This is a genomic window from Caballeronia sp. NCF2, assembly GCF_023631205.1.
Classification (GTDB): Bacteria; Pseudomonadota; Gammaproteobacteria; order Burkholderiales; family Burkholderiaceae; genus Caballeronia; species Caballeronia zhejiangensis.
Window position 1 is genome coordinate 65,283 of the sequence record NZ_JALQDN010000055.1, and the last position, 12,720, is coordinate 78,002.

Consider the following 12,720-nt stretch of genomic DNA (forward strand, 5'->3'; position numbering starts at 1 on the left):
GTTGTTGTGCGCATCCGGGAAATCCCCGCCACATCATGTCTGGATTTCCTCGAGGGCGAAGCACGGATACTTATAAGTCGACTTTGCCGTGCACCAGAATCGGACGTGTCTCGAACGGGCGCCAGGCTGGATCTTTGGCCTTCCACGCTTCATGCCGTGACGGCTGACGCGATCGTCGGTGCAGTCGCCTGGCGCGCACGTAAAATGGCGTCATGTCGAACACGTCCCGCCAACCTCCCCGGCAAGAACCCGAGTTGCCGCTTCACACGCCCAGCACCGCATCGCTCGCGCTGGCCGCCGCCATCGCGATGATCGCGTGGCTCGCGTTCGCGGCGCAGACGGACATCACCATCGCGCGTCTCGTCAATCGCGGCTTCACCGTCTTCGACGGCCTCGCGCGCATGAGCAGCTACCTGACGAACCTGACCGTATCGCTGACCGCGTTCTGCTTCACCTGCGTTGCAACACGCGCGCGATTCCCCCTGGCGCGCTTCTTCCGCAAACCGACCGTCGTCACGGCGGTCGTCGTATATATCGTGTTCGTCGGTATCGCTTATAACGCGTTGCTGCGCTATCTATGGACACCATCGGGCTATCGCGCGCTCGTCAACGAATCGCTGCATACCATCGTGCCCGCGCTCGCGGCCTTGTACTGGTATCTCTTCGTGCCGCGCTTTCACCTTTCATTGAAACGATGCGCGCTCTGGCTCGTCTATCCGCTGTCTTATCTTTGCATCACGCTGTGGCGCGGACGTCTCTCCGACTTTTATCCCTATCCGTTCATCAACGTCGCCGAGCTCGGCTATGAACGTGTCTTCATCAATGCCGCGATGCTGGTCGGTGCCTTCCTCGCGCTGATGAGCGTGTTTCTCGTCATCAATCATCGACGCGAGGACTTGAGCGTCGCAGACCCCGAAGTCGAAGCGGACGATTCGACTTCCGGCCACATCGATTAGCTCGCGGCGCGCTTGCGGTTCACGACGATATCCGCAATGAACGCAACGGCCAGCGCACACGCTCCGCACGCAAAAATCAGCGCGTAATCGTTATGCGTATGCGAGAACAGAAACGAGTAGCCATATCCGGCAAGCGCCTGACACAACGCGAACGCCGACGTCGCCCTGCTCCATGCCGCACGCTGCTCGGTATGATCGTGCGGCAGCAGTTCATGCACGCGCCCGAGCGCGAGGGGCACGATGCCGGTCGTCGAGATGCCGAGCGCCACCGTCGCGACACCGATCACATACGGATTCGCCGATAAAGCCAGCAACGCCACCGCGCACGCCTGCACCAGCAGCGCAAAACGGTAAGCCATGCCGAAGCCGATGCGATCGCCCGCATTGCCGCAGACGAGCGGCCCGAAGATCGCCGCGACGCCATACAGCACCCAATAGCTCGCGCCCACTTCGGCGCCTCGGCCATAGCCGCGCGCGATGCAATCGACGAGCAGGATCATCACGGGCACGAGGCCGAGCGCGTTCGCCGCATATTGCCCATACAGCAGGCGCAAACGCGTATTGCCGTGCGGGTTCGAATGCGTTGCCGCATCTTGCTTTGCGACGGCAGGTGGGTTCGACGCGGGCCATCCGAACCACGCAATCGCCGTCAATATCAGCGAAAACACGCCGAGCCCCATCCACGTATCGTGCAATCCGTGATGAAGGAGCTTCGGAATCAGCGTCCCCGATGCAGCGATGCCGAAGCCCAGTCCGACGAAGATCATCCCGCTCGCGAAGCCGCGACGCGCGGGCGGAACATGCGGCAGGATCGTCGTCGCGACGAGCACCATGATCGCGCCGCCCGACAAGCCCGAAAGGAACCGCCACGCGAAGAACCAGGCAATCGACAGCGGAAACGCGCAGGCGAAGAAGGCCACCGTCGCGATCGCCATGAGCAGCCGCAGCGCGTGACGATTCGTGAGCGCATGGGCGATCGCGCGGCCGAAGAGCGCGCCCGCGAAATAGCCCGCGAAGTTAGCGGCGCCGAGCGTCACCGCTTGGGAAGACGTGAACCAGTGCGCCTCGATCAGCGGCGGAATCAGCGGCGTGTAGGCGAAGCGCGCGAGGCCGATGGCGACGAGACTCGCGCAAAAGCCCGCGAGCATCGCGAAGAAAGTGCGGGCATCGAGCGCAGTGGGCTGATCGGCGCTGACGGCCGATACCGTTTGTTCCGACATGATGACGACTCCCCCGGCCGCAGCGCTTGCACGCGGACGGACAACGTGACGTGAATGGATACGAAGGCCTTAACGCTTGCCGACGCTGAGCCCGAGCGGCGGCAGCCTCAGCATCGCCAGCGTCGGCGCGACGGCGCCGATCAACAACGCGGGCTTCGGATCGACGCGCGCGAGCACGCGCACGCCGAGCAGCACCGCGAGCAGATTCGTGGCGGCGGCATCGGCCGGCATCACGCGCTCGATTTCGCCGCTCTTGAATCCGGCCTTCAGGCAGCGCTCGAAGAACGCGCGCATCAGCGACATCTCCTCCGCGATGAGCTCGCGAAACGCTTCGTCTTCCGGCGATGCGCCGAGCGCCGCATTGACGAGCATGCAGCCGCGCCGATGCTCGTCCGACACCGAACGCTCGACGACCTCGCGAAAGAACGCGCTGATCGCGCGATCGGGCGTCATCGTGGATTGGAGCCTGTTGATGCGCTCGCGCAAGGTGTGTTCGAGATAGTGATCGAGCGCGCGCAGAAAGAGCGCGCGCTTGTCGCCGAAAGCGTTATAGAGGCTCGGCTGTGTAAGGCCCGTGTACTGCACGAGGTCGCGTGTGGACGTGCCGTCGTAGCCGTGCGTCCAGAACGCTTCGGCAACGGCATGCAGCACGCTGTCCTCGTCGAAATTGCGCGGTCGCGCCATGATCCCGCTCCATCGAATTGAAGGACGGACGTTTTATATCGTCCGATAGAAAACGTATTGTATCGATGGATATAAAACCGTGCAGCATCCCCATTCGGCGACGCGGGTCTTGCGTTCGGGGAAATAAGCTGAGGAAAGAGACGCGCTTCGGAGACGCGGTTGCATCTCCGAAGGCATAAAGGTCGGTCAGGCTTCTTTCGAATCGAACATCAGCAGATCGACGCCGGCTTGCGCGAAATTCGCGAGATCGCCGGCGGTCTTCTGGCCTTCGGGCGAGTCGAACGCGGCTTGGATCGCTTCCAGCGAATCGAACTGAAGCAGCGCGACGAGGTGATATGGCGATTCTCCCGATGCCGCCACGACCGGTCCCGCGCTGATCTCATAGCGCCGCAGGCCCGGCAGCGTCTTTGCCAGCGGCGCGTGAGTCGACGCATAGTAGTCGTCGAATGCCTGCGGGTCGGACGGATTTTTATATAGCGCTACGAGCTGGGCCATCGTTGTGTCTCCTGGTAGTTTTACGGCGTTGGAAGAAAGGTTGCGTCAACGCGCTACTGCTTTTCCAGTTGCAGATAGATGCGCTGCACGTTCTGCGGCTGCGCGGTCGCGTAGAGCTTGTCGTTCCTGAACGCGGGCACCTGTACGGTGTGCATCGCTTCGGTCAGTCCGACGCCGCTCGTGTAGGCTTGCTTCACCGCGGCTTCGAGCTCGCGCAGATACGTGCCGGTCCGCATGATGTCGTCGCCGCGCAAGGGCTTGCCGAAGCCGGGTACAACCGTCTTCAGGTCGAGCCCGCGCAGGTTCTCGAGCGCGGCGAGCCAGCCGGAAATCTGCTCGTTGCGCAGCTCGGGTATGCGTCCATTCGATACGAGCCCGCCCGCGAACAGCACGCCGGTTTGCGTGTCGAGCACGGCGAGATCGCCGGGCGTGCTGGCAGGACCGAAGTGCAGCAGTTGCAGCTTGCGTCCGCCGCTTTCGATCTCCGTCGTGCCGTTTACCGTCTGATCGGGAACGGTCACGCGCGAGCCGGCCATTTCATCTTCGCCGAGCGTCTTGCGCAGATTGGCGAGACAAATCGAACAGCGTTCGCGAATCAATTGCGCGGCGCGCGCGTGCGCGAGGATCGGCACGCCCTCGTCGCGAAACGCGGCCGCGCCGAACACGAACTCGGGCGCCTGATGCGTGATGATGACGAGCTTCACCGGCAACGGCGTGACCTTGCGGATCGCTTCGATCATCGCGCGGCCATAGCGATAAGACGAACCTGTGTCGATGACTGTCACGCCGTTCTGTCCGACGATGAAGCCGTTGTTCGCGACGATGCCGTGATTCGCGGGCGCGACGGCATCGTTGTCGCCGATGAACGCGTACACGCCCGGCGCAATGGCGACAGGTGCGGGCATGCCGCTCATCGCCGCATGCGTGAGCGTGCTGACAGCCAAGAGCAGCGTGAAGAACAGCGCTCGCAAGCGGCGCACCGTCATTTCATCGCCGATGTCTGCGCGCTGCCCGTTTGCGCGTTGACCGCCACGGCGCCGTCCCAATGCTTGTTCTTCGTATCCTCGATAAACGCCTTCAGTTCGCCGCTTCCGCTCGGCACGAAATAGAAGCGGAAATTCGGGTTCTCGCTAATCGAGAAGTTGACGTTCGCGGTCATCACCGGCTTATCCGCATAGGTGACCGACACCTTGCGAATGAAATACGCCGACGCGTAGTTGCGCGTGACCTGGTTCATCGCCATGCCGGTTCGATTCGGATGACGCACCATCAGTTGCGCGAGTTCGGGCTTGCCCGCCACGGCGTGACCTTCGGCCTGAAGACGGACCTGTCCCGCTGTCCGCTCGGCCGCGTCTTCGTCCTTGTCGGCGGGTGCGGAACATCCGCCCGACGCCTTCACGAAACGAACGGCGCTATAGAGCTTGCCGTCGTTCGTCTCAGCAATCGCGCGCATGAACGTGTAGTCCTCCACGCGCACGCGCGTTTCGATCGTCGCGAGTCCCGATTCCGGCGTGAACTCGAACGATCCTGCATACGGCTCGGGATTTTCGTCGATGAAGAGATAAAGCTTCTTGATGTAACGCGCGGGCGATTGCGGAAACTGCGCGTTGATCGCGATCGGCACGACGGCGGCATCGGCTGCGCGCGCGGGGGCGTCGAGCTTGATGACCGCATCGCCGTGCGTGTCGATCGTGCGGCCCTTGAACGTCCCTTCCCTGAAGTCGATCCAGCGCGCCACCTTGTCGGGATCGTCGTCGGGCTGCGCCGCCTGCGCGGCATACGGCGAGAGCGCCGCGGCGGCGAGGCTCGCGACCGTCATCGCGCGAACGCCGGACCATGTTGTCTTCATGATGTCCCTCCAGTCCTGCACTACTGCTCCCATTCGAGCTCCGCATAAGCGGCCGTCACATTGCGACGGTGATACATGTCGAAGAGAAGCCACTTGTCTTTCTCGCCGAGACCGATGCTATCGACTGCCTGCCCGATCGTTTCGCCCTTCCTGATCGCAGCACGCACATCGCGCGCCAGATCGGCGAGATAGCGTTCCTCGGCGTCGAGCGATTGCGTCCAAGGCGGATCGAGCGGACCGTGCCCCGGCACGACATGACGCGGATTCATCTGTCGAATGCGCGCAATGTCGTCGAGCCAGCCGATAACGCTGCCATCGATCACAGGAATGCAGTGCACAAACAGCAGATCACCCGTCCACAACGTGCCGCTCTTCTCATCGTATACCGTCAAGTCGTTGTTGGTATGCGCGGTTTTCCATGTGCGCAGCGTGAGCGTGCGTCCACCGATATCGAGCGTGCCCGTGCCGTCGATCGTCTTCGTCGGCGCGACGATTTCGCTGCCCGCTGCCGCGCTACCCAACTCGCGATTGAGCGCGCGCATGTAGTTGTCCGCGCGCGAGGCTTCGGCTTGCGCGAGCGTCACGCTGCCGACGAATTGCGGATGATCGTCCTTGAAAGCCGCATTCCCGAAGATGTGATCCGGATGCATGTGCGTGTTGATGACATAGCAGACCGGCAGCGGCGTGACAGCGCGTATCGCGGCGCGCAACGCGCGGCCTTCCGCGAGCGTGCCGCCTGTGTCGATCACCGCGACGCAGCGTGTTCCGACGATGAAGCCCACATTCGCTATATCGCCGCCGTTCTCGTGCGTCGCGACATCGTCGTGACCGCGATGCGCGTAGTTACCGGGCGCGATCTGCGTGACCTGCAGCGCGGTCTGCGCACGCGCGATAGTTGCACACGCAATTAGTACGAGGAACGTGATGCGACGGCAGGCCGATGCGACGTTCATCGGACGTCGCTTGCTTCGGCGAGCCGCCTGGGTCTGCGCAGGCCGAACTGCGCGTATTCGCGCTCCAGAAACGGTTCGGCGTGTTCGAGGAGGAAGCGGCGAAAAGCGAGGCAAGTCGGCGAAAGTTGTTTCGAGCGTGAATGCACGAGTTGCCACGTGCGTTCGACGGGCGTGCCGTTCACGTCGAGCACGGCGATTTCGCCGGTGCGCAGTTCGAGCGAGAGCGTGTGCAGCGAGATGAGGCTCACGCCCATGCCCGCCATGACGGCCTGCTTGATGGTTTCGTTGCTGCCGAGCGTGACGCTATGCGCGGGCACGAAGAGGTTCTGCCGAAAGACATGCTCGGCGACGGCGCGCGTGCCCGAGCCGGGTTCGCGTAGCAGGAACGTATCGTTCGCAAGTTCCTGAAGGTCGAATTGTTTTGCATGACGCAGCGGATGCGACAGCGGCGCGACGATCACATGCGGATGATAGGCGAGTGGCTCGGCGGTCGTACCGAGTTCGGGCGGCGGGCGGCCCATGATGGCTAGATCGGTTGCATTGTCCTGCAAGAGACGCAAGAGCGTTTCTCGGTTGCCGACGGAGAAGCGCACATCGACCTTGGGATATTGCTGCCTGTAGAGCGCGAGAAGCTTGGGGGCGAAGTACGTCGCCGAACTGACGATGCTCACCGCTATCGCGCCGCTATCGGCTTGTGTGAGCGACATCATGGCGTCTTCGGCGTCTTTGATTTCGCCGAGTATGCGGCTCGCGTGATGTGAGAGCCTTTCGCCGGCTTCGGTCAGCGATAAGCGTCGCGCGACTCGCTCGAATAGCGGTAAGCCGATCGCTTCTTCGAGTTGCCGGATTTGCATCGATACCGCTGGTTGGGTGAGGTGCAGTTCCTCCGCTGCGCGGGCGAAGCTTGGACAGCGGCTTGCTATCACGAAGATTTGCAGCTGACGCAGGGTTAGGGAGCGGATGAAATTCACGGGGTCGTTTTGGGCGGGTTTGGTTCGCTGCGGCTTCTTTGGAATCCTGTGATCGTGTCGGTCTATTGGCACTGCCCCTGTGCGGGGCGGCACTCACTTTCTTTGCTGCTGCAAAGAAAGTAAGCAAAGAAAGCAGCTACTGATACGCCCGCGGTCACACGCAATTTGGGTAGTCCTCTCGTCCATCGTGGGCTGCCTAAAGAGTGCCCTCAAACACCTAATCGGGCTTGGCTCGCGCACGGTCTGTCACATCGCACCACACCACGCGCTGGTTCAGCACCAAATAGCTCCGGCCCGCTTCGCGGCCGACCGGTCAATCGGGGATGCATGTGCTTCTCTACTAACGTCTCAATCTCGCCGCCTTCGCCGCCCGTTGGTTTCCCTTGCAGACCCCGCGGCAGCGCGTAGCGCTGTGCCGAAGCTGTTTCGTGCTGAACCAGTGTCCTCAGCGTTTTCGGGCGGCGGACCGTGCGCGAGCCAAGCCCGGTTATTGTGATGAGGGCACTCTTTAGGCGAGTGCCATCTAGAAGAAAAAAAAATCACCGACTAGCCCGAGGCGCATTCGAGGGCTTCCCCGGCGCGCCCATATTCCTGAACGTCCCTTGAAAAGCAATCGTCTCCTTCTGCAGCGGATGCGCAAAATCGTTCCCATCACCGGGCACTTCGGTGCGAATCATGAGCAATCGCCCGGGCACGTCATCGGCCATGACGAACGTATAGCGCTTGGCGAGGTACTTGGTGAACCGCTCGGCGTTGGGATCGTTCAAATAAGGCTGAATGACGATCTGCTGCGCCTTCGCATGCTTGCCAAGCCCGAGCGCTTCGCTCGACACCGGCGTGATAGCAGGCCCCGCCGCAAGCGCCATCCTCACGCGCTGCTGGAAATAGCGCCGCTGACCGCCCGTCAGTTGCTCCATCTCCGCGATGTCATGCTCCAGAAAATAGATGATCACCGGATTGCAAGGCAAGCCGCCCGGCACGTTGACATTCCCCGTCCGATCGGAAACCTTCGCGTCGTTCTTGCTGTTGCCCTGACTCACGACGAGCACGCGCAACGTGTCATTGACCTTCGACGGCGGCCCGGAATAATCCACCGCGTAATCGAGCTCGGTCTGCGCCTCGACACCGGTCATATGCGGCTGCATGAAGAGCAACTGCTCAGCGGGCTTGATATCGACGGACGTCGGCGCCGAAGCCACGGGCGCGTCCGCACACATCGCGACGCGCGGCATCGCACTGCCCAGCGCGATAACCCACGCGCAAAGAGAAGCCGCGTATATCCGCTTCATTGGGCGCTTTCCGGCTGCAACGGCAACAACGGAACCTGATAGCTCGTCAGAATCTGATCGATCTTCGGCTGGTTCGATGCAATCCAGTTATCCACCTTGTCCCGCCACGCCTTTTCGCCATAACGCACGCCCATCGAAATCTCATAGTCGAAGCGAATCGGCTGACCGGCCGGGAACGGCACGAGACGCACCTTGTTATCGGAACGATTCGCGAAATAGCCCGCGATCGGCCCCCATACGAAAGCCGCATCGACGTCGCCCTTCGCCAGATCGCGTTCGATCATCTCGCCGGGAAACGCCTCGGGATCGCCGCTTTGCCCCTGATACGACACAGCCTGAGCGATCAGATCATGGCGAAGCAGCCAGTCCACGGCGGGGCTCTTCACGAAGACGCCGAGCTTCATTTTCTTCAACTGATCCGGCGGCAGATTCATCAGATCCGATGGAGTCTTGATGCTCGCGTATTCGGGCTTGTTCGGAAACACCATCGCGTAAGTAGAATGCAGATACGGACGCGTCGTCGCGGTCAATTCATAACCCTTCGGCACGCCGATGATCAGATCGCATTTGAAGCGCTCCGTCTGCGGCACTTTCTCGCGCAGCGTGTTGCGCACGAATCCCATGCGTTGCGGCCAATACGTATATTCGAGCTTGTAGCCGAAATCGCTCGCCATCTGACTCGCGATCTTGTTCTCGTAACCCTCGCCCTTCTTGTTGGAGAGCGGCATGTTGTTCGGATCGGCGCACACGCGCAGGATGCCGTCCGCGCCATCGTTGTTCGGCAGATCGGGCGGCGGAGCGAGCGCACCTTGCGCGAACGCCTGTTGCGCCGAGAACGTCGCGAATGCCGCGCATAACGTGGCTACGAATCGGAACGAAGCGGCGCGGCTTGCATTACGATCAGACATCGACACCTCCGGGTATGAGAGCAGTCATCAGACGTCAGCCGCCAATCGGCCATGCAACGTCTTCATTTTGCATCGATTGCCTGCAGATCGCCCGGGTTGATCTTGCCGTCGGAGCGCCCCTTCAGATACGCATAGAGGTTCTCCCAGTTCTTCTGCATCATCTGGCTCGCGCTGAAGTCGGGCATACCCTTGTCCACGCGACCGCCGAATACGGTTCGATGAAACTCATTCTTGTCGAGCGTCTTGAAAGCATCGATCAGCGACGGGCCGACCATCCCTTCCTGCTTCGCCCCGTGACAGCGTTCGCACGCGAGCGCACGCCAGGTCTTCCAGCCCTGCAGCGTGTCGCTGTCTACCTTGTTGCCATCGACGACCTTATACGCGACCGGCTTGATTTGCGCAGGCATCGCAGGCGGCGTCTGTGCAAAGGAAGCGGACGAAGCAGCGAGCGTCATCGTCAGCATCAAGAGTGATCGGCCTTTCATACGTCTGACTCCTTGAACATGTCTTGTATATGAGGTGCTTCGTGTTGCTGCGGCGCGGCGGCCGTTGCAGCCGCCGCGCATCGCACATCGACTCATTCACATCGAAGAAACATCAACCGCCCGGAATCGCGAACACGAAGAGCGTGCCGCCGAGAGCCGTGTACTTCGCGAGCTCCTTGTAGCCGCCGACCGCGCCCAGGCCTTCCGTCGACTTCTCGAGACCCGCCGCCATGCCGATGCCGGCCCAGCCGCCGATGCCCGAGTACACGCCGATATACTGCTTGCCCTGGTACTGGTACGTGAACACGTTGCCGATGACGCCCGATGGCGTCTTGAACTTCCACAGCTCCTTGCCGTCCTTGATGCGCACTGCCTTGATGTAGCCTTCGAGCGTGCCGTAGAACACGACGCCGCCTGCGGTCGCGAGCGCGCCGGACCACACCGAGAACTTCTCCGGCTTGGACCACACGATCTTGCCCTTCGAGGCATCCCACGCGATGAAGTTACCCATCGCGCCTTTCTCGTTCGGGCCCGGATACATCGAGAGCGTCGCGCCGACGAACGGCTGACCCGACACGTAATCGACCTGGAACGGCTCGTAGTCCATGCAGACGTGATTCGTCGGCACGAGGAAGAGCTTGGAGCCAGGATCGAATGCGGCCGGCTGCTGATCCTTCGAGCCGAGCGCTGCGGGGCAGATGTTCTTCACGTTGTGATCGGGACCGGCCTTCTGCGTCGAGTAGCTCGCATTGCGAATCGGCAGGCCGCTCTTCAGATCGACGCTATCGGCCCAGTTCACCGCCGGGTCGTACTTCTGCGCGACGAGCAGTTCGCCCGTCTGGCGATTCAGCGTATAGCCGAAGCCATTGCGGTCGAAGTGAACGATCGCCGGCACGGTCTTGCCGCCGATGTTCAGGTCCGAGAGGATCATCTCGTTGACGCCGTCATAGTCCCACTCGTCGTGAGGCGTCATCTGATAGACCCACTTCGCCTGGCCCGTGTTGAGATCGCGCGCGAAGATCGTCATCGACCACTTGTTGTCGCCCGGACGCTGCGTCGGGTTCCATGTGCCCGGATTGCCCGAGCCGTAGTAGATGAGATTCAGCTTCGGATCCCATGCGTACCAGCCCCATGTCGTGCCGCCGCCGTACTTCCACTGGTCGCCCTGCCAGCTCTTGAGCGACGAGTCGGCACCGACCGGCGTCATCTTGCCGTCGGTCCAGGTCATGGTCGCCTGCGGGTCCATCAGCATTTCGTTGTCGGGACCGGTGCTGTAGGCCTTCCAGACTTCCTTGCCGTCCTTGATGTTGTACGCGACGATACGGCCGCGCACGCCGAACTCACCACCCGAGATGCCGGTCAGGACCTTGTCGCCGAAAACGTGCGGCGCGTTGGTGTTGGTTTCGCCTTTCTTCGGATCGCCGTTGGTCGCGGTCCATACGACGTCGCCGGTTTTTGCGTCGAGCGCGACGAGCTTGGTGTCGGCTTGCTGGAGGAAGATCTTGCCGTCGCCATATGCAAGGCCACGGTTGACCGTATCGCAGCACATCACCGATATGACCTGATTGTCCTGCTTGGGCTGGTATTGCCAGATGAAGGTCTGATCCTTCAGGTTGATGGCGATAACCTTGTTGGGGAAGGGCGAGTGGATATACATCGTGTCGCCGATGACGAGCGGCGAGCCTTCATGACCGCGCAGCACACCAGTCGACATGGTCCAGGCAACCTGTAGCTTGCCGACGTTGTTTTCGTTGATTTGCTTGAGCGTGCTATAGCGGTGATTCGAGTAATCGCCCGCTTGCGCCGCCCAGTTCGAGGGATTCTTGATCAGGCTGTCGAGCTGCGAGTCGGCCTGAGCGACATAAGAATTCAGGCCTGCCGTCGCTGCCACCGCCAGTCCAAGAACCAGGGTGCGTAAGTTCATGTCTCCTCCAGAATGGTGATGCCTCCGACCCAGGGATGACCACGCTACCGGGTTGCATCGTGCGCGCCTTCAAATGCAGGTAACGAGTTGCGCTTCGTCCAGTACATAGCCGGACGTTTGCGTAGAGAGGCCAATTGCATATTCCATGCCGGTTTAACTTCTGTTGCTTTAAATCGGGAATTCGACGGGTGATGCTGTCGTTAGTGGACGAATTTCTGTCGGGTGGCGACACATACTGTGTCAAATACGCGAACAGTCATGCGGCGCGTGTGACATGACGCGATGCAGCATGTTTTGTTTGGCGCATACTGGGTCTTGCGTCGATAATTTTGCGGAGGCTTCGCCATGGCTCAAGCCGAGAAGGTCTATTCCGATGAGGAGATCAAGCAGCGTCTGACCGGTGTGCTCCAGCACTGGTATGTCGAGGATGGGTGGCTCAGGCGCAAGTTCAAGACGGAAAGCTGGAAGGGGACGCTCATGGTCGTGAATACGGTGGCGCATCTCGCCGAAGCGGCCTGGCATCATCCGGATCTCACGGTTTCTTATGCGTTCGTCATCGTCAAGCTCAAGACGCATTCCGCTAAAGGCATCACGGATAAGGACTTTGCTCTTGCTTCGAAGATCGAAGAGGTCATTCAATGGCAGCCCGGGAAGGAGGATGGGCCGCTCGAGGGCACTCCCTCGGATGATCAGCGCTTCCGCTATATCAAGTATGACGAGGGTTGAGGTTTGCTTTTGCTTTCGGTTCCGCTTTTGATTTCGCTTTCGCTTTCGCCGGATCCCGTATTCGTGTCGGTCTATTAGCACTGCCCCTGTGCGGGGCGGCACTCACTTTCTTTGCTGCTGCAAAGAAAGTAAGCAAAGAAAGCAGCTACTGACACGCCCGCGGTCACACGCAATTTGGGTAGTCCTCTCGTCCATCGTGGGCTGCCTAAAGAGTGCCCTCATAGGCCCCATCGGGCTTGGCTCGCGCACGGTCCGTCTCA

The 12,720-nt window shown here is 61.1% G+C and carries 13 protein-coding genes; 2 read left to right on the plus strand and 11 right to left on the minus strand.

Annotation, left to right across the window (positions count from 1 at the left end; all coding sequences use genetic code 11):
- The first annotated feature begins 212 nt into the window (after positions 1-212).
- The gene (locus tag NCS02_RS19705; RefSeq protein WP_250440779.1) at positions 213-956 is read left to right on the plus strand and encodes a Pr6Pr family membrane protein; all 744 of its coding nucleotides are present in this window, start codon (positions 213-215) and stop codon (positions 954-956) included.
- Here NCS02_RS19705 and NCS02_RS19710 read toward each other — a convergent pair.
- From NCS02_RS19710 to NCS02_RS19760, 11 genes are all read right to left on the minus strand, one after another.
- On the minus strand, positions 953-2,176 hold the full coding sequence (locus NCS02_RS19710; protein ID WP_175982847.1) for a YbfB/YjiJ family MFS transporter: 1,224 nt from the start codon (positions 2,174-2,176) through the stop codon (positions 953-955). The genes NCS02_RS19705 and NCS02_RS19710 overlap by 4 nt on opposite strands.
- A gap of 69 nt (positions 2,177-2,245) precedes the next feature.
- Positions 2,246-2,860 (minus strand): TetR/AcrR family transcriptional regulator, encoded by a 615-nt coding sequence (locus tag NCS02_RS19715; RefSeq protein ID WP_250503145.1) that lies wholly within the window; start codon positions 2,858-2,860, stop codon positions 2,246-2,248.
- 186 nt (positions 2,861-3,046) lie between these two features.
- Positions 3,047-3,355: an EthD family reductase gene (locus NCS02_RS19720; RefSeq protein WP_008354369.1), complete on the minus strand. Its 309-nt coding sequence runs from the start codon at positions 3,353-3,355 to the stop codon at positions 3,047-3,049.
- A 53-nt stretch (positions 3,356-3,408) separates the two neighbouring features.
- Entirely contained in the window at positions 3,409-4,341 is a 933-nt protein-coding gene (locus NCS02_RS19725; RefSeq protein ID WP_250519945.1) for an MBL fold metallo-hydrolase, read from the minus strand.
- A complete protein-coding gene (locus NCS02_RS19730) occupies positions 4,338-5,204 on the minus strand; it encodes a quinoprotein dehydrogenase-associated SoxYZ-like carrier (RefSeq protein WP_250503147.1) in 867 nt (288 codons plus the stop codon). The genes NCS02_RS19725 and NCS02_RS19730 overlap by 4 nt, the downstream gene beginning before the upstream one ends.
- A 20-nt stretch (positions 5,205-5,224) precedes the next feature.
- Complete coding sequence (locus NCS02_RS19735) at positions 5,225-6,157, minus strand: quinoprotein relay system zinc metallohydrolase 2 (RefSeq protein ID WP_034473493.1); 933 nt, start codon at positions 6,155-6,157, stop codon at positions 5,225-5,227.
- Positions 6,154-7,128, minus strand: a complete 975-nt coding sequence (locus NCS02_RS19740; RefSeq protein ID WP_033536897.1) for a LysR family transcriptional regulator — start codon at positions 7,126-7,128, stop codon at positions 6,154-6,156. Before NCS02_RS19740 ends, NCS02_RS19735 begins: the two co-directional genes overlap by 4 nt.
- A 539-nt stretch (positions 7,129-7,667) precedes the next feature.
- Positions 7,668-8,417 carry a hypothetical protein gene (locus NCS02_RS19745; RefSeq protein ID WP_008354364.1) on the minus strand — a complete coding sequence of 250 codons (750 nt, stop codon included), beginning with the start codon at positions 8,415-8,417 and terminating at the stop codon, positions 7,668-7,670.
- On the minus strand, positions 8,414-9,325 hold the full coding sequence (locus NCS02_RS19750; RefSeq protein WP_008354362.1) for a substrate-binding domain-containing protein: 912 nt from the start codon (positions 9,323-9,325) through the stop codon (positions 8,414-8,416). Before NCS02_RS19750 ends, NCS02_RS19745 begins: the two co-directional genes overlap by 4 nt.
- A 62-nt stretch (positions 9,326-9,387) precedes the next feature.
- Complete coding sequence (locus NCS02_RS19755; protein ID WP_250440783.1) at positions 9,388-9,810, minus strand: c-type cytochrome; 423 nt, start codon at positions 9,808-9,810, stop codon at positions 9,388-9,390.
- A 112-nt stretch (positions 9,811-9,922) separates the two neighbouring features.
- Positions 9,923-11,734, minus strand: coding sequence for a methanol/ethanol family PQQ-dependent dehydrogenase (locus NCS02_RS19760; protein WP_008354360.1), 1,812 nt, complete (start codon positions 11,732-11,734; stop codon positions 9,923-9,925).
- A 345-nt stretch (positions 11,735-12,079) separates the two neighbouring features.
- On the opposite strand from NCS02_RS19760, the gene NCS02_RS19765 reads away from it, so the two are divergent.
- Entirely contained in the window at positions 12,080-12,460 is a 381-nt protein-coding gene (locus NCS02_RS19765) for a 4a-hydroxytetrahydrobiopterin dehydratase (RefSeq protein WP_250503149.1), read from the plus strand.
- Positions 12,461-12,720: the final 260 nt, after the last annotated feature.

What these genes read in the sequence shown, in the direction of transcription:
- NCS02_RS19760 (WP_008354360.1), bottom strand. Translation starts at nt 11,734, where the DNA reads ATGAACTTACGCACCCTGGTTCTTGGACTGGCGGTGGCAGCGACGGCA.
- NCS02_RS19745 (WP_008354364.1), bottom strand. Translation starts at nt 8,417, where the DNA reads ATGAAGCGGATATACGCGGCTTCTCTTTGCGCGTGGGTTATCGCGCTG.
- NCS02_RS19710 (WP_175982847.1), bottom strand. Translation starts at nt 2,176, where the DNA reads ATGTCGGAACAAACGGTATCGGCCGTCAGCGCCGATCAGCCCACTGCG.
- NCS02_RS19705 (WP_250440779.1), top strand. Translation starts at nt 213, where the DNA reads ATGTCGAACACGTCCCGCCAACCTCCCCGGCAAGAACCCGAGTTGCCG.
- NCS02_RS19750 (WP_008354362.1), bottom strand. Translation starts at nt 9,325, where the DNA reads ATGTCTGATCGTAATGCAAGCCGCGCCGCTTCGTTCCGATTCGTAGCC.
- NCS02_RS19715 (WP_250503145.1), bottom strand. Translation starts at nt 2,860, where the DNA reads ATGGCGCGACCGCGCAATTTCGACGAGGACAGCGTGCTGCATGCCGTT.
- NCS02_RS19755 (WP_250440783.1), bottom strand. Translation starts at nt 9,810, where the DNA reads ATGAAAGGCCGATCACTCTTGATGCTGACGATGACGCTCGCTGCTTCG.
- NCS02_RS19735 (WP_034473493.1), bottom strand. Translation starts at nt 6,157, where the DNA reads ATGAACGTCGCATCGGCCTGCCGTCGCATCACGTTCCTCGTACTAATT.
- NCS02_RS19720 (WP_008354369.1), bottom strand. Translation starts at nt 3,355, where the DNA reads ATGGCCCAGCTCGTAGCGCTATATAAAAATCCGTCCGACCCGCAGGCA.
- NCS02_RS19765 (WP_250503149.1), top strand. Translation starts at nt 12,080, where the DNA reads ATGGCTCAAGCCGAGAAGGTCTATTCCGATGAGGAGATCAAGCAGCGT.
- NCS02_RS19730 (WP_250503147.1), bottom strand. Translation starts at nt 5,204, where the DNA reads ATGAAGACAACATGGTCCGGCGTTCGCGCGATGACGGTCGCGAGCCTC.
- NCS02_RS19725 (WP_250519945.1), bottom strand. Translation starts at nt 4,341, where the DNA reads ATGACGGTGCGCCGCTTGCGAGCGCTGTTCTTCACGCTGCTCTTGGCT.